The sequence below is a fragment of the Pseudoalteromonas sp. CST2 genome, assembly GCF_028599385.1.
GTDB lineage: Bacteria > Pseudomonadota > Gammaproteobacteria > Enterobacterales > Alteromonadaceae > Pseudoalteromonas > Pseudoalteromonas atlantica.
This window is the reverse complement of record NZ_JAQREO010000002.1, coordinates 144,264-162,905: the sequence shown is the minus strand read 5'-3', so window position 1 is coordinate 162,905 and position 18,642 is coordinate 144,264. Positions and strand designations below refer to the sequence as shown.

General features: G+C 39.5%; 21 protein-coding genes, 2 tRNA genes and 1 pseudogene. 12 read left to right on the top strand and 12 right to left on the bottom strand.

What is annotated here, in order from left to right:
* Positions 1–2: 2 nt before the first annotated feature.
* From nhaC to PSH41_RS03420, 10 genes are all read right to left on the bottom strand, one after another.
* Positions 3–1,463 carry a Na+/H+ antiporter NhaC gene (gene nhaC, locus PSH41_RS03465; protein WP_171036153.1) on the bottom strand — a complete coding sequence of 487 codons (1,461 nt, stop codon included), beginning with the start codon at positions 1,461–1,463 and terminating at the stop codon, positions 3–5.
* A 180-nt stretch (positions 1,464–1,643) separates the two neighbouring features.
* Entirely contained in the window at positions 1,644–3,668 is a 2,025-nt protein-coding gene (gene prc, locus PSH41_RS03460) for a carboxy terminal-processing peptidase (protein WP_064385143.1), read from the bottom strand.
* Positions 3,669–3,694: 26 nt separating this feature from the next.
* The gene (gene proQ / locus PSH41_RS03455; protein ID WP_004586712.1) at positions 3,695–4,333 is read right to left on the bottom strand and encodes an RNA chaperone ProQ; all 639 of its coding nucleotides are present in this window, start codon (positions 4,331–4,333) and stop codon (positions 3,695–3,697) included.
* A 15-nt stretch (positions 4,334–4,348) separates the two neighbouring features.
* Positions 4,349–4,627, bottom strand: a complete 279-nt coding sequence (locus PSH41_RS03450; RefSeq protein WP_004586713.1) for a hypothetical protein — start codon at positions 4,625–4,627, stop codon at positions 4,349–4,351.
* On the bottom strand, positions 4,627–5,085 hold the full coding sequence (locus PSH41_RS03445) for a GAF domain-containing protein (protein ID WP_004586714.1): 459 nt from the start codon (positions 5,083–5,085) through the stop codon (positions 4,627–4,629). Before PSH41_RS03445 ends, PSH41_RS03450 begins: the two co-directional genes overlap by 1 nt.
* A gap of 128 nt (positions 5,086–5,213) precedes the next feature.
* Positions 5,214–5,594, bottom strand: a complete 381-nt coding sequence (locus PSH41_RS03440; protein WP_004586715.1) for a hypothetical protein — start codon at positions 5,592–5,594, stop codon at positions 5,214–5,216.
* 421 nt (positions 5,595–6,015) lie between these two features.
* Positions 6,016–6,843 (bottom strand): CPBP family intramembrane glutamic endopeptidase, encoded by an 828-nt coding sequence (locus PSH41_RS03435; RefSeq protein ID WP_273588321.1) that lies wholly within the window; start codon positions 6,841–6,843, stop codon positions 6,016–6,018.
* Positions 6,844–6,962: 119 nt separating this feature from the next.
* Positions 6,963–7,808 carry a LytTR family DNA-binding domain-containing protein gene (locus PSH41_RS03430; RefSeq protein WP_273588322.1) on the bottom strand — a complete coding sequence of 282 codons (846 nt, stop codon included), beginning with the start codon at positions 7,806–7,808 and terminating at the stop codon, positions 6,963–6,965.
* Between the two features lie 179 nt (positions 7,809–7,987).
* Positions 7,988–8,078: transfer RNA gene (locus PSH41_RS03425), tRNA-Ser, on the bottom strand.
* A gap of 52 nt (positions 8,079–8,130) precedes the next feature.
* Positions 8,131–8,221 (bottom strand) — tRNA-Ser (locus PSH41_RS03420).
* A 251-nt stretch (positions 8,222–8,472) separates the two neighbouring features.
* On the opposite strand from PSH41_RS03420, the gene PSH41_RS03415 reads away from it, so the two are divergent.
* From PSH41_RS03415 to PSH41_RS03385, 7 genes and pseudogenes are all read left to right on the top strand, one after another.
* A complete protein-coding gene (locus PSH41_RS03415) occupies positions 8,473–9,138 on the top strand; it encodes a Bax inhibitor-1/YccA family protein (protein WP_054982586.1) in 666 nt (221 codons plus the stop codon).
* A gap of 55 nt (positions 9,139–9,193) precedes the next feature.
* The gene (tusD, locus tag PSH41_RS03410; protein ID WP_029772642.1) at positions 9,194–9,547 is read left to right on the top strand and encodes a sulfurtransferase complex subunit TusD; all 354 of its coding nucleotides are present in this window, start codon (positions 9,194–9,196) and stop codon (positions 9,545–9,547) included.
* Complete coding sequence (gene tusC, locus PSH41_RS03405; RefSeq protein ID WP_273588323.1) at positions 9,544–9,900, top strand: sulfurtransferase complex subunit TusC; 357 nt, start codon at positions 9,544–9,546, stop codon at positions 9,898–9,900. Before tusD ends, tusC begins: the two co-directional genes overlap by 4 nt.
* Positions 9,897–10,163 carry a sulfurtransferase complex subunit TusB gene (gene tusB / locus PSH41_RS03400; RefSeq protein ID WP_054982589.1) on the top strand — a complete coding sequence of 89 codons (267 nt, stop codon included), beginning with the start codon at positions 9,897–9,899 and terminating at the stop codon, positions 10,161–10,163. The genes tusC and tusB overlap by 4 nt, the downstream gene beginning before the upstream one ends.
* A gap of 3 nt (positions 10,164–10,166) precedes the next feature.
* Positions 10,167–10,496, top strand: a complete 330-nt coding sequence (locus PSH41_RS03395) for a TusE/DsrC/DsvC family sulfur relay protein (protein ID WP_004586720.1) — start codon at positions 10,167–10,169, stop codon at positions 10,494–10,496.
* The gene (locus tag PSH41_RS03390; protein WP_054982590.1) at positions 10,496–11,182 is read left to right on the top strand and encodes a pseudouridine synthase; all 687 of its coding nucleotides are present in this window, start codon (positions 10,496–10,498) and stop codon (positions 11,180–11,182) included. The genes PSH41_RS03395 and PSH41_RS03390 overlap by 1 nt, the downstream gene beginning before the upstream one ends.
* A pseudogene (locus PSH41_RS03385) lies at positions 11,175–11,617 on the top strand (NUDIX domain-containing protein). The gene PSH41_RS03390 and the pseudogene PSH41_RS03385 overlap by 8 nt, the downstream one beginning before the upstream one ends.
* 54 nt (positions 11,618–11,671) lie before the next feature.
* Here the strand turns inward: PSH41_RS03385 and PSH41_RS03380 are convergent.
* Positions 11,672–12,940: a sensor domain-containing diguanylate cyclase gene (locus tag PSH41_RS03380; RefSeq protein WP_273588324.1), complete on the bottom strand. Its 1,269-nt coding sequence runs from the start codon at positions 12,938–12,940 to the stop codon at positions 11,672–11,674.
* Positions 12,941–13,278: 338 nt separating this feature from the next.
* On the opposite strand from PSH41_RS03380, the gene mnmA reads away from it, so the two are divergent.
* The 5 genes from mnmA (at position 13,279) to PSH41_RS03355 (ending at position 18,075) form a co-directional block, all read left to right on the top strand.
* A complete protein-coding gene (gene mnmA, locus PSH41_RS03375) occupies positions 13,279–14,379 on the top strand; it encodes a tRNA 2-thiouridine(34) synthase MnmA (RefSeq protein ID WP_273588325.1) in 1,101 nt (366 codons plus the stop codon).
* On the top strand, positions 14,379–14,981 hold the full coding sequence (hflD, locus tag PSH41_RS03370) for a high frequency lysogenization protein HflD (protein ID WP_004586725.1): 603 nt from the start codon (positions 14,379–14,381) through the stop codon (positions 14,979–14,981). The genes mnmA and hflD overlap by 1 nt, the downstream gene beginning before the upstream one ends.
* Before the next feature lie 32 nt (positions 14,982–15,013).
* Positions 15,014–16,384 carry an adenylosuccinate lyase gene (gene purB, locus PSH41_RS03365; protein ID WP_024033516.1) on the top strand — a complete coding sequence of 457 codons (1,371 nt, stop codon included), beginning with the start codon at positions 15,014–15,016 and terminating at the stop codon, positions 16,382–16,384.
* Between the two features lie 77 nt (positions 16,385–16,461).
* Positions 16,462–17,607: a cupin domain-containing protein gene (locus PSH41_RS03360; protein WP_273588326.1), complete on the top strand. Its 1,146-nt coding sequence runs from the start codon at positions 16,462–16,464 to the stop codon at positions 17,605–17,607.
* A 9-nt stretch (positions 17,608–17,616) separates the two neighbouring features.
* Entirely contained in the window at positions 17,617–18,075 is a 459-nt protein-coding gene (locus PSH41_RS03355; RefSeq protein ID WP_024033514.1) for a GNAT family N-acetyltransferase, read from the top strand.
* A gap of 46 nt (positions 18,076–18,121) precedes the next feature.
* Here PSH41_RS03355 and PSH41_RS03350 read toward each other — a convergent pair whose 3' ends face one another.
* On the bottom strand, positions 18,122–18,568 hold the full coding sequence (locus tag PSH41_RS03350) for a DUF4826 family protein (RefSeq protein WP_029772653.1): 447 nt from the start codon (positions 18,566–18,568) through the stop codon (positions 18,122–18,124).
* Between the last annotated feature and the right edge of the window lie 74 nt (positions 18,569–18,642).

The following is an 18,642-nucleotide window of genomic DNA, read 5'->3' as shown; positions in this document are numbered from 1 at the left end:
ATTTAAGCAGGTTGCTTGGGTTCAATGCGTAAAATTTTAATGCCTACGTACGCGTAAATAATGGCTAAGAAAGGGTTAATTAAATTAAAGAAAGCATACAAGGCATAGTCAAATGGGTTTATTAATAAAACGCTTTGCATGTACGCACCACAGGTATTCCACGGAATTAGCGGGCTTGTTATTGTGCCGCCATCTTCTAAAGTACGCGATAAATTAACGGGCTTTAAACCACGCTTTTTATATTCTTCTTTAAACATACGACCTGGCACTACAATAGCAATGTATTGATCAGCCGCTATTAAGTTTGTGCCCACACAAGTAGCAATGGTTGATGTAATAAGCGAGCCCGTGCTTTTTGCAATTTTTAAAATGCTCTTAACAAAAATATCTAATAAGCCGGTTTTTTCCATAATGGCACCAAACATAAGAGCCGTCATGATCAGCCATGTTGTAGTTAACATACCTGCCATTCCACCACCACTGAGTAGTGAATCCATTTTGTCATCACCTGTATCGATGCTAAAACCATCGAAAAAAGTCGTCCAAATAATTTTAAAATAACCAACCAACTCACCCTGAGAAAGGTCGATTTGTGTCGCAATTAAATCAGACTGAAACAACATTGCCCACACAGCACCAATTACAGCGCCAATTGAAATAGCCGGAAACGCTGGCATTTTTTTAATAGCTAAAACTAGCAGCACAATTAATGGAATTAACATTTCAAAGCCTATATTAAAGTTTTGCTCTAAAATCGCTGTTATTTCGTCAATCCTGCCGGCTTCGTTAGAAGCCGTTGCATTAAAGCCCATAAATATAAAAATGATTAATGCAATGACAAAGCTAGGAACAGTAGTCCATAACATGTGGTGAATATGTTCAAATAAATCAGCTCCAACAACAGCCGGTGCTAAGTTAGTAGTTTCAGAAAGCGGACTGAGTTTGTCACCAAAGTAAGCACCCGAAATAACCGCCCCTGCCGTCACAGTTTGATCAAGCCCTAACCCGGTTGCCACCCCTAAAAGCGCCACACCTATGGTGGCAGCTGTGGTCCAAGAGCTACCTATACTCATTGCAACAATGCCACAAATTAAGCAGCTTGCAGCGTAAAACCAGCTTGGGTTAATAACCTGTAAGCCATAATAAATAAGCGTTGGCACGGTGCCCGACAACAGCCAAGTACCAATTAAGGCACCCACCATTAATAAAATTAAAATAGCCCCCAATGATAAGGTAATACCTTCAATCATGGCTTCTTCAAGCTTTTTCCACGTATAGCCATTTTTTAGCCCTATTAGTGCCGCAGCAAAGGTGGCAAATAATAACGCTATTTGGTTAGGACCTGATGACGAGTTATCGCCAAATAAATATACCGCTGCGCCTAAAAGGCAAATTAAAACAGTGATAGGAACAAGTGCATCAAAAAACGAGGCGGGTTTAATCGGTTTTTCTAAAGGCTTCAAAATAGTGACTCCTGCACACCACATATCGTGGCGTGGTTATTTATTATTTTTAGCGTATCAGTGCTTTTTTAAGCCACAGTAATGTAACTCAATTTAGTAATTCGCGATTATAGCAATTTAGCGAAATTTAGGTAACAAAAAAGGCGCAAAAAGCGCCTTTTAAACGGGGTAAACACGTGTTTATTTTTTAGCGATACGGCCAAAGTTAATGTAATCTTGAGTGATCAGTGCTGCCTCTTCTAAGAAAGGGTCAAGCTCTTCAATTACCTCAGGTACATCATCTAGGTTTTCTATTGGCTCTTTACCTAAACGCTTTAAACGCTCATTAGTGCGCGCTAGAGTACGTGCTTCATTTTCATCTTTTTCTTTAATACGGTCTGCTTCAACTAAAGAAATAGTTTTGCGGTCTTTCTCTTCATTGTAACGGGCAATATCATCAAATACGTAACCAAACTCTGGCTCTGACTTAATACGTACTTCGTGCTGTTTTTCAAGATAAGTGATTACAGGCGTTAAATTACCCTGCCTATTATACTTAGCTCGTACTATGCTATCCCACGGCAATGCATTATCTTGCTTGCTCTCGCCCCACTCTGCTGGGTCTATCGCCGAAGGGAATGAAATATCAGGAATAACCCCTTTATGTTGAGTACTGCCGCCGTTTATACGGTAAAACTTAGCAATAGTGTATTGTACGCTACCTAAGTCGTTGTCGTATAAATCGTACGCACGACCTAAGCCTTTGTGCTGCTGAACCGTTCCCTTACCAAAGGTTTGCTCGCCTATAATTACTGCGCGGCCATAGTCTTGCATTGCGGCGGCAAAAATTTCAGAGGCTGAAGCACTGTAACGGTCAACTAAAACAGTTAATGGGCCATCGTAGTAGGTAATTCCGTCACGGTCTTTTTGCTCTTCAATACGGTTATTTAATGTATGAATTTGTACAACCGGACCTTGGTCAAAAAACAAGCCTGATAGCTGTGTAGCTTCATATAATGATCCACCGCCATTTTGGCGCAAATCAATAATAATACCGTCTACGTTTTCTTCTTTAAGTTTAGCTAATTCAACTTTAACGTCTTTTGAAAGATTATTGTAAAAGCCTGGGATCTCAATAACACCAATTTTTGAAGTTAAATTTGAATAACTCGCTTCAAATACTTCAGATTTAGCAGCCCTATCTTCTAAGCGAATTTTATCACGGGTGATTTCAACTACTTTAGGCGTGCCATGTGCATCAGAGCCTTTAAGATACTGTAAACGTACCTTAGTGCCTTTAGGGCCTTTAATTAAATCAACTACATCATCTAAACGCCAGCCAATAACATCAACAAACTCTTTTTGATCTTGGGCAACACCAATAATTTTGTCGTCAGCTTTTAGCTGCTCTGTTTTATCGGCAGGTCCACCTGGTACTAAGCTACGAATAACGGTGTAATCTTCATCTGGGCTTAAAACGGCGCCAATGCCTTCAAGCTCTAAGTCCATATCCATTTTAAATTGTTCTGCGCGGCGCGGCGATAAGTACGACGTATGCGCCTCAATGCTTCGCGCTAGCGAGTTCATTACAATTTGAAATGCATCTTCTGAATTTGTTTGCACTAAACGTTTTTGTGCATTTTTATAACGCTTAGTAAGGACCTCTTTGATCCCTTCCCAATCTTTGCCTGTCATTTTTAAACGTAAGGCATCGTATTTAACGCGTTCACGCCAAATTTCATCAAGCTCAGCTTGCGATGCAGGCCACGCTGAATCTTCACGGTCAAAAAAGTATTCATCGTCTTTATCAAACGTCATTTCTTTATCTAGTAATGATAAAGAGTAATCATAACGTTCAAAACGGCGCTTTAAGCTTAAGTTAAAAATATCAAACGTAAAGCCAAGCTTACCGGTGGTAATCGCATTATCAAAATCGTTGCGGTATTTTTCAAACGCAGCAATGTCGCTTGCTAAAAACACACTTTTATTAAAATCAAGGGATTCGATATAACGATCGTACACTTTGCTAGAAAGCGCATCGTTAAATCGAACCGGTGTATAGTGTGAACGAGCAAATAAGTTAGCCACTCGTTTGCTGGCAGTGCCATGTTGACTTTCTTGTTTAAGTACAGGCAAGTCTTCAAGTTTTGCCGCTTCTACGGAAGCGAATAAAGAACCCGAAAACAGGGCAGCAACTAACGGAATGAGCGTAAACTTTTTACTCATACACAACTCCTTAATTTATTTACAACTTAAATAATGTATAAGCTGTCAGCTTTGGTTTTAACTTGCATGCCAGTTACTAATTCAACATGAACTTCGTCTTTGTTTACTTCAGTAATTACCGCATTTACAAGTGCTTGGCCAAGTTTAACCTTAACCTTGTTATTAACCTTGACCTCACTTGCAGGTAAAGGTTCAACTTTTCCTGAACGTTTAGCAGGGGCTGCTTTAGCTGGTTTGTTAGCTTGTGCATTGTTTTTGCTAGCGTGGGCTGGTTTTTTCTTGAAAGATTTAGAATCTGAATCTTGGCGTGGACGCTGTTGTTTTTTGCGTTTTGCCATTTTAGCACGGCTTTCTTCTAGTGCTTTTTGAGCGTGGTCAATGTGCTCTTGCTCAACTTTTTCACCTTGATTGCCATCAAGATCAATACGAAACTCTGACTTAGTCACAGCTTCTAAATAACGCCAGTTAGACGTGTATTTTCTAAGCGCTTGACGTACTTGAGTCTTACTTACTTTTTCAGACCCTTCGATACGCTCGGCAATATCTTTAAAAATACCGACTTTAAGCGGTTTAATACCGTCTTTTTGTTTAAAACATTGTGGAAATTCTTGATAAAGAAATTCCAGCACTTCATTAATATCTTTTAGCTTGTTTGTGGTTTCCATTTTAGAACCTATTTTTCACATCTTTTCATCAAGGGACGAGTCAACGTAGTGTATTACCCAGTCGATTAACTCTTCGAAGTCGGCTTCAAGTACAGCCAAATCACCTCGAAGGTGTTCCCAAATACCATTTATTATTTCATCGATTGATTCACAATCTAAATCATCTGGAAGTTTATCCCAGGCTATGTGAATCAAATCATTGAGCGTTTCCGCTACATGTTCTTCTTCCCCTTCCCAATCGCCTACATCTTGTACTGCGAATAGGTAGTCTTGAACATTTAGCAAGTCTTTCATTATAAGCTTGCCTCTAAGCATTTAACTAATGCTTCAAGACCTGCTTGGTCATCAGTATCAAATCGACCAATAGTTGGGCTATCGATATCAAGAACAGCAACTATTTTATCATTTTTCATGATAGGTACAACAATCTCAGAGTTAGACGCTGCATCGCATGCTATGTGGCCATCAAACGCATGTACATCTTCGATTAGTTGAGTTTCTAACGTTGCTGCAGCCGTACCACACACCCCTTTACCAACAGGGATACGAATACACGCTGGATTACCTTGAAAAGGCCCAAGCACTAATTCACTTGGCGAATCCATAAAGTAAAAGCCCGCCCAATTTACATCTTCTAAAGAGGTAAATAATAGCGCACTTACGTTAGCCATATTAGCAATGACATTAGATTCACCAGCAATTAGTGATTCAGTTTGCTTAACTAATGACTGGTAAAAATCGTGCTTTTGCATACCAAACTACTTCTTATTAAACAGACAGTAGCTAAAGGTACTCTTTGTCGTGAAAAATTGAAACCTTTTACAGGCAAAAAAACAGAAATAGCGCCGTTTTTCAGCGCGCTTGATTAATATTTCTGCAATTATTTTTTTGATGTTTTACGCAGGCCAAATAAAAATAGTCCTGCGGCAAAAGCGGCCATTACACTATTAATTAAAAATATCTCGCCTGTTGTAGCACTAAGTAAATAACTAAATATTGCACCACCGAGCAGCCCAAGAGTCAGTACACCTGAATAATTCACTTTTGCATACTTAAACATAAGCAAATAACCCGGTACGACAAAAGCGGCCATAGTCAGTCCAACAATATGTGCGTTCGCGATTGCACTCATCAGTAGTTGTAAAAAAATGGTAGCCGCATCGCCATTCATAGTGAGCCCATAATAAAGGCCAAGTAAACTACCAACAATCACAGGGGATAATAAAGAAAGCGCGACACTTTTGGCTAGTTGATGTTTCATATAAGTTCCTAAATACACACTACAAACATTATCTTAAGCATGCACCAAGTTCTTAAGGTTAGAAACAGAGACTATGGTCGTAATTTATGATGGGAAAACAAGCACTCTTTAAACTGCTGTAACTAGGCATTTTAATTTTATAAAAATATACCTTAGCGTTTATAGCAAAGGTATTTAACCCCCTTTGCAAGATGTGATAATTTGAAGATTTAATTTATGTTGGGCTGTTTAGTGAATGGTTTAATAAATGGTTTTGCTAACAAAAAACAAACACGCATTGTGCTGCCAGCCCACACTTACTTTGAGCTGCTTATTCGCCTGTAAGGCAAAGCTCACTACTTTACAGGCGCTATCTTCAATAAAACCTAGCCTTGAGATTTCAATATAAATGCGTTCTTCAATTAATGGCTAATTTACCCATTTAGCCTGCGGCACTAATCTGCGGTTTGATCGGGTTATTAAGCGTCGCTGCTGATGTATTTATAAATAATGTGGACATAGTGACTTCGCGTTTTTTCCCTCGGCGGATCAGTGCTTCTACATACACGATACTTAATACAATAGCGGTGGCTTTATAAAGGTTGCCGTGCAAATCACCCACTGCGCCACCCGACATACTAAAAATGCCATAAGCTGCATTCATAAAAATATGCATCCACATAGGAAACCAAATTTTATAACCGCACTCACAATAAAGCCACGCAAACCAAGTACCCGCAACGGTGGTTACTGCGACCGCCATTAGTGCAGAAATGGCATCGCCACCTTGGTACATGTGCCCTACTCCAAATACCACCGAGCTTATCAACGCTGCGGGAATGAACCCCCAGCGGCAAAATCGGTATAAAGCGCCAAATAAAGCCGCCCTAAATATTAGCTCTTCAAAAAAACCAGCATAGATTGAGCCTGTTATTAGCCCAGACAAAGATAAATTTAAATTATTACTTAAATATGCATAGCCAAGTGTCATAGGTACACAGCACAGCAAAGCTGCAAAGGTATAGTTATTAAAGCCAGCGGGGTTGAGGCCAATTGCGTCAAGCATGTTACCTCTTTTAAATAGCAAAGTGGTTAGCACTAACAAAGGAGCATATAAAAATAGGTATTTAGCGGGGATAAATAAAACATCAGTAGACGCATCGGCCTGGGTTAATATTTTCGTCCATTCGCTACCCCAAAAGCTTTTCATTATGTAATGGCAAAAAACAAACGTGGCTATCACTAACAGTGATTTTAAAATAATGTTCATAGTAACCTTCTTAAGTTGTATTTTTTAGTTCAACTTAAGCATGCCTACTCCATCGTAAAACTACGAACAGTTAGGGATTAACAACATTTTTAGGTATCAAATACAAGTATTTGGGATGACTAACAAGCACTTGGGGTGAGTAACAAAGCCGCTTTTACATTATTTACGTAGCTGCGCGATACAGGAACGGGTAAAGGTGTATTTTTAAGTGTCAATTGCAAGCCGCCAGCGTTGCCACTATACGAATGAATAAAGGCTACGTTAACTGCATAAGAGCGATGGCACCTAATAATTGCAGAGTTAATCGAGAGCTGTTTAAGTAAGCGAGTTAAGGAAATACGCAATAGAGTTTGCTGTATTGCGTGTCCATCATAAACATTAATTTCGCAATAATTATCAGCCGCTTTTATAAACAAAATACGCTCTAATGCTATGCTGATTGCATCACTTTTATTATCGCCCACTAACGTAATTTGCTCTAGCTCTAAAGGAAGGGTTTCACTTTGCTTGTTTTGTTGCGGCTGTGGTGTTTCATCAATGCTAAACTGACTAACATGGCGATTTAACATATACATAAAAATTAGCGGAAATGCGCCAATAGCAAATATATAGCCAATAAACAGCATCTGATTTTGCCAATGCCACTTTCCTAAAAACGCCACAACAAAATAAGCGTGGTTAAATAAAGCGCAAATTAAAATATAAAGGCCGCTTATAAGCATAATACGAAGTGGCTTATAAAAATCATAACGTAACAGCACTATTTCAATAAAGCCCGATAATAGCAACGCAACAAAAGTGACTAAACCATAGCCTGAAAGCCTGAGTATTTTATATGACGATGTATCGTTAATTGTGCCAAAAGGCTGGAATACAAATAAGACAAACAACGTTACCAACGAGAACATCATTGCACGATAAACAATAAGTTTTCTTGAAGATAAATCATCCTTGAGCCACAACATACTATTTTAATTACCAATTTTAAAATCTAAAAAATAAAAGTAACACATTAATATGTTAATGATCTATTAATAGCGGCTAATAGCAAACCGAAATGGGGAAATAAGCGAGAAAACCTAAAGGTGGCCTGATCATAAAGCGTAGATACAAAAAAGCCCGCTTTAAGCGGGCTTTAATATAATGGTGGAGAGATAGGGATTTGAACCCTAGATGGGCTACAAACCCATGCCGGTTTTCAAGACCGGTGCATTCGACCACTCTGCCATCTCTCCGAAAGTGCTATAAACTACAAGTAAGAGTGTACTCATAGTTATTGTAATTAGGTGGTGGAGAGATAGGGATTTGAACCCTAGATAGGCTACAAACCTATGCCGGTTTTCAAGACCGGTGCATTCGACCACTCTGCCATCTCTCCGCACGGCCTGCATAATAGGGAAACCCATTGGCTTTGTGAAGCTTTTTTTTAAAAAAATTGTTTAAGTGCTTAAAAAACAATTAATTTGTTTAAAGATAAAACAAAAACTTTCTTTTTGGTGCTTTTATGAACTTTAATTAAAAAATAACACTCTATTGATCTACAAAGGTTTGCCCAAACATATAAGAGTTGGTAATCTAATTTTAGTTAAATTATCGAAACAAACATGTTTCACTTAAAGGAGCTCTACAATGGCATTTAATCATTCGTACAATACCGCTAAACCGGTAATGTCGACCATTGAAACAAACAAGGTACTTAAAAACACCTATTTCTTACTGGCCATGACATTAGCATTTAGTGCTGTTACGGCGGGTATTTCAATGGCATTACAATTACCTTACTTTATGGGAATTGTGTTCACACTGGTTTCGTTTGGTTTATTATTTGTTGTAAACAAAAAAGCAGACTCAGCTTCAGGCGTATTTTGGGTATTTGCTTTTACAGGCTGTATGGGCGCAGGCCTTGGCCCACTACTTAACTACTACGCGGCTATGCCTAATGGTCCAATGCTTATTATGCAGGCCCTTGGTTCAACTGCATTAATATTTTTTGGTCTATCGGCTTATGCATTAAACACTAAAAAAGACTTCTCATTTATGGGTGGTTTTTTAACAGTCGGCTTAATCGTTGTTATTGTTGCTAGCATAGTTAACATTTTCATTGGCAGCTCGCTAATGTTTATGGTGCTTAACGCTGCGGTTGTGTTAATTATGTCTGGCTTAATTTTGTTTGATACTAGCCGTATTATTAACGGCGGTGAAACAAACTACATCCGTGCTACAGTATCTTTATACTTAAATGTGTATAACTTATTTACTTCATTACTGCACCTTCTTGGCGCAAGTGATGACTAATTAAATAGTTCTGTTAAAATAGCCCCTTTATTGGGGCTTTTTTATTGGAATTGTTTTGGCACGATTTGTTCTTTCTTTACATACTCCTCCTTCAGATCATGACTCAACGCAACGTATTATAAAGTTTGCGAATGCATGTTTAGCACAAGGCCACACCATAGATGCGATATTTTTGTATCAAAATGGTATTTATCACGCATCAGCTCACTTTGAACTAGCCTCTGACGAGCTGCAAATTCCTACGCAATGGCAACAACTTGCAGATAAAAACGTTAACTTAATGCTATGTATTACCGCAGCAGAAAAACGCGGCTTAAACACAAGCCAAACAGGTGTGTTTACTGTAGCCGGGCTTGCAGAATTTGCCATGCTAGTGAGTGATGCAGATAAATGGATACAGTTTAAATGAAAAACGTTTTAGTAATGAGCCAATCCAGCCCTTTTGATGAGCTTAATACCCGTGATGCCCTAGACATGTCACTGATATTTGCCGCAGTTGATCAAAATATTAGCTGGCTATTTAGCGGCCCTGCAGTGCTTGCTTTAAAACATAATCAATCAACACAGCAACTTGGTGTAAAAGATTTTTTTAAAAACATCAAAACGCTTGAAATCTATGAAGTAGAAAACATATATGTATGTGAAAAATCGTTACTAGATTATAACTTAAACAAATCTCAATTAATTATTGATTCAACCAGCCTCAATTACACTGAGCAACAGAAGCTGATCGGCCAGCAAGATTTTGTGGTGAACCTATGAGTACATTACACATTTTTTCAAAGCCACTGGCTTATTACGACTCTACTCAGCTGGAAAACTTAATTAAAGACACAGATAAAGTACTCCTTGTTGGTGATGCCTGTTATGCCGCTAAGCAGTATTTTCAATTAAACGATTCATTATTGTTGCTTTTAGAGGATGCGCAGGCACGCGCAGTTAAACTAAGTCCAGGCCAAACACTTATTAATTACGATGAGTTTGTTGCCCTTACTCTATCTACTAACCAATCTATTACCTGGTAATCCATGCTTGAATTTAATAATCAACAAATCGACACTGATAAACAAGGCTACTTGCTAGATTACACCTTGTGGACAAAAGAGTTAGCCCCCATCATCGCCGAGCAAGAAAACATTATCTTGAGTGAACAACACTGGGAAGTGATTAATTTTGTGCGCAATTTTTACTTAGAATATAACACCAGCCCAGCAATAAGAATGCTTGTTAAAGCCATGGCTAAAGCGCTTGGCGAGGACAAAGGCAATAGTATTTATTTGTATAAATTATTTCCCAAGGGGCCTGCAAAACAAGCCACAAAAATTGCCGGCTTACCCAAGCCCGCTAGGTGTATTTAATGGCGAACAAACCAATGCATAATCGCGCAAGTAAAAGTACCACTAAACGAACCACGGGTAGAACTTACTCACGCAGCGCGCTCACTAAAAAAAGTACAATTTCGCGTGAAATTAAACCCGCTATAGCGCCTAAAGATAGAAAAATTGTTTTATTTAACAAACCTTACGATGTGCTTTGCCAATTTACAGACGATGCCAATAGAAAAACCTTGGCTGAATTTATTCCCATTAAAGATGTATACGCTGCAGGCAGACTCGACCGTGACAGTGAAGGCTTGTTACTTTTAACAAACTGCGGAAAGCTTCAAAATACCCTTACCGCACCGAATAAAAAAACCAATAAAACCTATTGGGTGCAAGTTGAAGGCGAGCCTAGTGAAGAGGCCATTAATGCCCTGTGTAAAGGTGTTGAATTAAAAGATGGGATGACCTTACCTGCAAACGTAAAAATTATTGACGAGCCAAAACTTTGGCCTCGCGTGCCGCCGGTAAGAGAGCGAAAGTCGATTCCTACAACGTGGTTAAGTATTACAATTAATGAAGGACGTAATAGGCAAGTTCGCCGTATGACCGCCCATGTTGGGCACCCTACATTAAGGCTTATTCGCTACAGTATTGGCAATTACACGCTAGATGGCATAAGCAGCGCACAGTACAGTGTTATAAAAGGTGAGGTAAATGCATAAACCCCATGTAACGGTGGCTGCTGTAGTAAAAAAGGAGAGCGTTTTTTACTGGTAAAAGAGCGAGATAAATTTACTTCTAATATTTGTTATAACCAACCTGCCGGCCATTTAGAAGTAAACGAAACACTGGCTCAAGCAGCCAGTAGAGAGCTTTTTGAAGAAACAGGTTTGTCCCTAACGCCCACTGGCTTAATCGGTATTTATAACTTACATGCGGCTAATGGGGTGCATTACTTACGCTTTTGTTTTATGTTTGATGGCACTCAAATCACCACTGAGCCCTGCCCAAAAGATGCTGATATAATTAGTGCCAACTGGCACAGTTTAGAAGACATTAAAGCACTGCCTCTAAGAAGCCATTTAGTTTTAAAATGTATTGAAGACAGCCTAAACCGCCCTATTCAAGACATAGACTTTATTTACGACGATAATTAAACATCTGCGCTTTATATAATTCTCAAAGCTATATAAATAGCCCAAGGCTATAAATTAACTTAATGCTAAACAATTTCTTCCTTGCCTTTTTGAATAATAAAGTGCGCTGTCGGCGGCCTTAATAAACTCTTTTTGATCGCAACTATCCTCTTTATTAATTGCGTGAATACCCATGCTCAGGGTTAAGTAGCCGGTAAAGCTGTCTTCATGAGGGATGTGCAGCTCTTCAATTGCCTTTTGAATATGCTCAGCAATAAATAAGGCCCCTTGTTTATCGGTTTGAGGCAGCAATACAACAAATTCTTCTCCGCCATAACGCGCCACAAAGTCCTCGGTGCGGCTTACCGTGCACGCTATTGCTTGCGCCACGTTATACAAACATAAATCACCTTCAACATGCCCGTAGCGGTCGTTAAAGAGTTTAAAGTGATCAATATCGATTAATATAATCGCCAAATCGTCACCACACTCAACGGCTTTTTCAAACTCTTTACTTAGCTTTTCATCAAAACGACGTCTATTTGCTATTTGTGTTAGCGAATCTAAAAATGCCATGTCGCGTAAAATATTTTGATCTTCTAAACGCTTGGTCGCATCATTAAATACAGCAATATATTCATCGCCCAAATTGATTCCAGATACTTCCATAGTAATTGTATTACCGTTTTTACAAGTAACATGGTAATCATGCGCGGGGATGTCTTGCCCTGTTTCATTGCCAACTTCTAACGCCGATTGCCACGTTTTTTTCACGGCCTCTCGATAGTGAGGATCTGGGTATGCATTAACCCACCACTGCTCTAAGTTAGGTAAGTCATCAACGGTATAACCAAATACATCTATAAAACGCTGATTAACTCTAATAATATCACCGGTTTTAGCACACACATTAGAGATAGGCATAGGCAAAATAGTAAATAAATGGGCGTAGTGGCTCATCTCGTGGCGCTTCATAGGATGATGCATTTTTTTAGAAAGGAAACTGTATGGCGCATCTTCTTTTTCGTGAGAAAGCGAATGCTCCATAGTTAATACAAAGTACCACTCGTTCCACCATTTTTGTGTTGCTTCAATTAACGCCACTTCAGATTGGTTAATTAAATCTAAAGATGCGGTAACTGAATCAAAAATAGCATCAACGGGACTAGTCTGTTGAGATTCTACGGGTACGCTGTGTTTAAATATTTCATGAAAAAGTTTGTAGGCAGATTGCTTAAACTCACTCGTCGGGTTTTCAAGTAACTGCTTTACATGAAAGCTTGAGTTAGTCGTATAAAACGTAATTAGGGTCGTAAGTTTTTTTACCTGAAAGGCGTAATTCATATATTCATTCCGTTGAAAATATTAAGGCAATAAAATGCAAATTTAATACAAAAATCTTGCCTGTTCCTTAATTGTACAACAAACACAAGGTAATATGGACGCTATTATTATGCGCTCAGACAATAATGGCACCGAAAAATCTTTTTACAATGACTTATTTAAATTTTTCATCATTTTTTATGTTAAATGCGATTCAGTCTTATTTGCTATTTATTATATGAATAAAATAACTACAAAATCGTGTGTTTGCGCCACTCCTCCCTTTAAGCAAAAACAAAATGCGTGCTATAATCGCGGCCTTTCCAAGTTAACAGCAATCTGTATAAGCGAAATTATTCATGAGCGAAAATAGTCACATTAAAGTCATCGTTGGTATGTCCGGCGGTGTTGATTCTTCTGTATCTGCATATTTATTACAACAACAGGGCTATCAAGTAGAAGGCCTGTTTATGAAGAACTGGGAAGAAGACGACAATGACGAATACTGTGCAGCCGCTGAAGATTTAAAAGATGCACAAGCAGTGTGTGACAAATTAGGCATCGAGCTTCATACCGTTAACTTTGCAGCCGAATACTGGGACAACGTTTTTGAGTACTTTTTAGAGGAGTACAAAGCGGGCCGTACGCCAAACCCAGATATTATGTGTAACAAAGAAATTAAATTTAAAGCATTTTTAGAATTTGCAGCACAAGCACTTGGCGCCGATTATATTGCAACAGGCCATTATGTTCGTCGTGAACTACGAGGCGACAAATACGTTATGTGCCGAGGCTTAGACGATAACAAAGATCAAAGCTATTTCTTATATACCTTAAGCCATGAACACATAGGCCAAACGCTTTTCCCAGTAGGCGATATAGCTAAACCAGACGTACGCCGTATTGCAGAAGAGCAAGACTTAATCACCCACGATAAAAAAGACAGCACCGGTATTTGTTTTATTGGTGAGCGTAAATTTAAAGACTTTTTACAAAAGTTTTTACCTGCTCAACCAGGTGTGATTGAAGATACTGACTGCAACAACGTAGGTGAGCACGAAGGGCTTATGTATCATACACTTGGCCAACGTAAAGGCTTGTTAATTGGTGGCATGAAAGAAGGCTCTGGCGAGCCATGGTACGTGGTAGATAAAGACGTTGAGCGCAATGTGCTCGTTGTAGGACAAGGTAAAGACCACCCTCGCCTTTACAGCAATGGCCTAAACGCCAATCAATTACATTGGGTAGACCGTGTTGGTCCTCAAGGTACAACGCGCTGCACCGTTAAAACCCGTTACCGCCAAGAAGATATTAATTGTACTCTTCTCGTTGGGGAAGATGGTATGGCACGCGTATTGTTTGATGAACCACAAAAAGCCGTTACACCGGGTCAATCAGCTGTATTTTATGCCGATGATGTGTGTTTAGGTGGCGGTATTATAGATTCGGTGATTAAGTAATGAATCAACACCAAGTCATGGCGCTTGCCGCCATGTGCCAAGTGGCTAAACAAGTACAAAAAATCGCGCAATACGGCAGCGCAAACGATTCAGACTTAGACGTGCTATTTACAAGTATTGTACAAACATCACCCGCATCGCCGGTTGATGTTTATCAAGGTACGCATAACTTGCGCGACGGCTATAAAACATTAATGGCGCAGCTTACTGCTGGCGCTCAAAAAGATGTCGAAATAGTTAAGTACGTAGGTGGTTTAATGCAGCTTGAACGTATTTTAAATAACGAGCCAAAAAGCTTAGCTGAACTTGGCCGTCGTATCGACGACATTCATCGTCGCTTAGATCACTTTGCCATAACCGATGACACCGTAGTTGCCGGTTTAGCAGATATATACTCGTCGGTGCTGAGCCCCCTTGGGCACCGAATTCAGGTTTATGGTAAACCCGAGTTATTAAAACAGCAGCAAACGCAAAATAAAATTCGTGCCCTTTTATTAGCAGGAATTCGCAGTGCTGTATTATGGCGACAAATGGGCGGTAAACGCCGTCACTTTTTCTTTGCAAAAAGAAAAATTCTCGCTATTGCAAAAACAAACATTTAATTATCGTTCAAAACTAAAATTTAGGAGTTATTATGGAGCTTTCAGCGTTAACCGCTATCTCTCCAGTGGATGGTCGCTACGGCAGCAAAACCACTGAACTACGCAGTATTTTCAGCGAATTTGGCTTAATCAAATACCGCGTAACCGTTGAAGTGCGTTGGTTGCAAGCCTTAGCTGCAGCAAGCGATATTAAAGAAGTACCTGCATTTAGCGAACAAGCCAATGCACTTTTAAATGCCATAGTTGATAACTTCAGCGAAGCAGACGCACAGCGTGTTAAAGACATTGAACGCACCACAAACCACGATGTTAAAGCGGTAGAATATTTACTAAAAGAAAAAGTAGCCGATAACAGCGAAATTAACGCTATTAACGAGTTCATCCATTTTGCCTGTACATCAGAAGATATTAATAACCTATCTCATGGTTTAATGCTAAGCGAAGCTCGTGATAATGTGCTCCTTCCATACTGCGACCAACTACTTAACGCTATAAAAGAAAAAGCCATTGAGTACAAAGCAGTACCTATGATGACGCGTACCCACGGCCAACCAGCTACGCCTTCAACAATGGGTAAAGAGTTTGCTAACGTATACATGCGTTTAAAACGCCAACGCGACCAAATCGCACAGGTAGAAATGCTAGGTAAAATTAACGGTGCTGTAGGTAACTACAATGCTCACCTGAGTGCTTACCCAGATTACGATTGGCATACCCACGCAAGCAACTTTGTAACTAGCCTTGGTTTAACCTTTAACCCGTTCACTACACAAATAGAGCCGCATGACTACATTGCCGAGCTATTTGATGCTATTGCTCGCTTTAACACTATTTTACTTGATTTTGATCGTGACGTTTGGGGTTACATTGCCCTTAACCACTTTAAGCAAAAAACCATTGCTGGCGAAATCGGCTCTTCAACAATGCCGCATAAAGTAAACCCTATCGACTTTGAAAACTCAGAAGGTAACCTAGGTTTAGCAAATGCTATATTTGCTCACCTTGCACAAAAACTGCCTGTTTCTCGTTGGCAGCGTGACCTTACCGACTCAACCGTTTTACGTAACTTAGGTGTGGGTATGGGCTACACGCTTATTGCGTATCAATCTACACTTAAAGGCGTAAGCAAGCTTGAAGTAAATGAGCAACGTTTACTTGATGAGCTTGATCAAAACTGGGAATTACTTGCTGAGCCAATTCAAACGGTTATGCGTAAATACGGTATTGAAAAACCATACGAAAAACTTAAAGATTTAACGCGTGGTAAACGTGTAAATCAAGAGATTATGGCCGACTTTATCGATGGTTTAGACCTGCCAGAGCACGCTAAAGTAGAAATGAAAAAACTAACACCTGCCAACTACATTGGCCGCGCTGTTGAGTTTATTGACGATTTAGTTTAAATACTAAATTGCGCATATAAAAAGCGAAAGGATAATCCCTTTCGCTTTTTTTGTACTAAAAATTATAGGCCAACTCTATGTACCAATTAAAAATAAACAACCTCTGTGAGCAAGAATTTTTAAACCAATACTGGCAAAAAAAACCGCTATTAATTAAACAAGGCTTTACAGACTTTCAAGACCCAATAGAGGCAGAAGAGCTTGCCGGTCTTGCTATGGAAGAAAGTATAGAGTCGCGAATTGTTACCAACCACAATAACGATTGGCAAGCATACCAAGGCCCATTTGAAGACTTTGAAAAATTAACTGAGCAACACGCTACTTTATTGGTACAAGCGGTTGATCATTGGCATAGCGATGCAGCACAACTGCTTCACCCATTTAGGTTTATACCTAACTGGCGAATAGATGATTTAATGATCAGCTACTCAACCCCTAAAGGTGGCGTAGGTCCGCACCTAGATCAGTACGATGTATTTATTATACAGGGCGAGGGTAAGCGTCATTGGCGTGTTGGCCTGCCTGATCCAACACTTAAACAATTTGCGCAAAATAAAAAACTACTGCAAGTTGAGCAATTTGAAGCCGTTATAGATTGTATTTTAGAACCCGGCGATATTTTATATATACCACCTGGGTGCCCTCACGAAGGTTATGCAATAGAAAACGCCCTTAACTACTCGGTTGGATTTAGAGCGCCTAATCAACAAGACTTATTTTCTAGTTTTGCCGATCATGTTATTGATACCGACAGCGGCCAAAAACGCTATACCGATCATACTTTAGCCCTTAGGGACTCTAAAGGTGAGCTTTTACAGAGCGAAACCGATAAAGTTAAAACCCTTATGCAAGCGCTACTTAATAACGATGAGCTATTTAAGCATTGGCTTGGTAATACCTTAAGCCAAGCCAAGCACGAAATGGACTTAGCCCCGCTTGAAGAGCCTATAACCTGCGAGCAAATGAGTGGGTTAATAGCAAACAATGCAGAAGAATTTGAGCGTTTAGGTGGTATACGTGCTATCTATCAGCAGCTAGAAGACACCCTATTATTAAGTATTAATGGCGAAAACTACCCGTTACCACTTTGCGACTTAAATGCCGTTAAACTATTAACAGATCATGATTATGTTAATACCGACGATTTAAACGCAGCGCAGCCCAGCCTAGTTTTTATTCAAACCTTTACTACACTAGTTAATGAGGGGATGTGGTTTAATTAGAGGTGCGCTATGGGCTATCAAATTAATAAGGTCGAGTGGGATAGGCAAAAAGACCAGCTACAACAAATACGTGAAAAAGTATTTGTGTATGAGTTACACATACCCAAACGAATAGAATTTGATAGCCAAGACAAACTAGCACACCATGTGCTAGTTACTCACAACAGTAACGCACCCGTAGCCACAGGTAGGCTGTGTACAGATGGCTTAATAGGCCGAATAGCCGTTTTACCCGCACACCGTAATCGCCACGTTTATACTTCATTACTTACTTTTATTGTTAATCTTGCCGCTAACGATGGGCACCAAGTTATTAGTATTAATTGTATTTTAAACGAAGTTGAACGCTTTAGACGAAACGGCTTTATACAACAAGGCGGTGTTTTTATGGAAGCAGGTATACCTAGGCAGCGAATGCAATGCCAAGTGTCTGAGTTTGTCACTAAACCATTTACATTAGTACATTAAAAAAGGGCCGTTAATAGCCCTTTTTTACGTTTATACAAGCGATACCTTATTTTGGTTCATTAGCCCAAAGTTGCTCGTTTTCATGCATTTCGTATAAGCCGTGTGCACGGTTTATAAGTAAGTTAGCAAAGTCGACCTGGGTTTTATCACGCGCGCCAACACTCATTATTTGATCTGCTTTCAACTGCCATTGTAATGAAAAATAACGCATAGCATCGCGCGCATCTTTTGCTGCACTTACTTCTGCATGATCAGTAGGTAAGCGCCCTGTTATTACCCAGTAGCTCTTGCCGTTTTGCGCTTTAAATTTCCACATAGCACACAATGGCGCTAAAAAGCGGCTGTCTTTGTCTATTACTGATTTAGGCATAATGCCTTTTTCGGCTAAGTATTTTTGGGCGTTTTGAAAACACTCGCGTTGCCAAGCAACCCGTTGTTGCTCTATTTGTGCTTGCTCTTGCGCTGTTAATGGTTTTTTTTCTTCTTGCTGCATTTTATTAACCTTTACTGCTTTTTTTCTACACTCTAAGTGCATAACAAATAAGGTGCAAGCATAAAACACCTGCT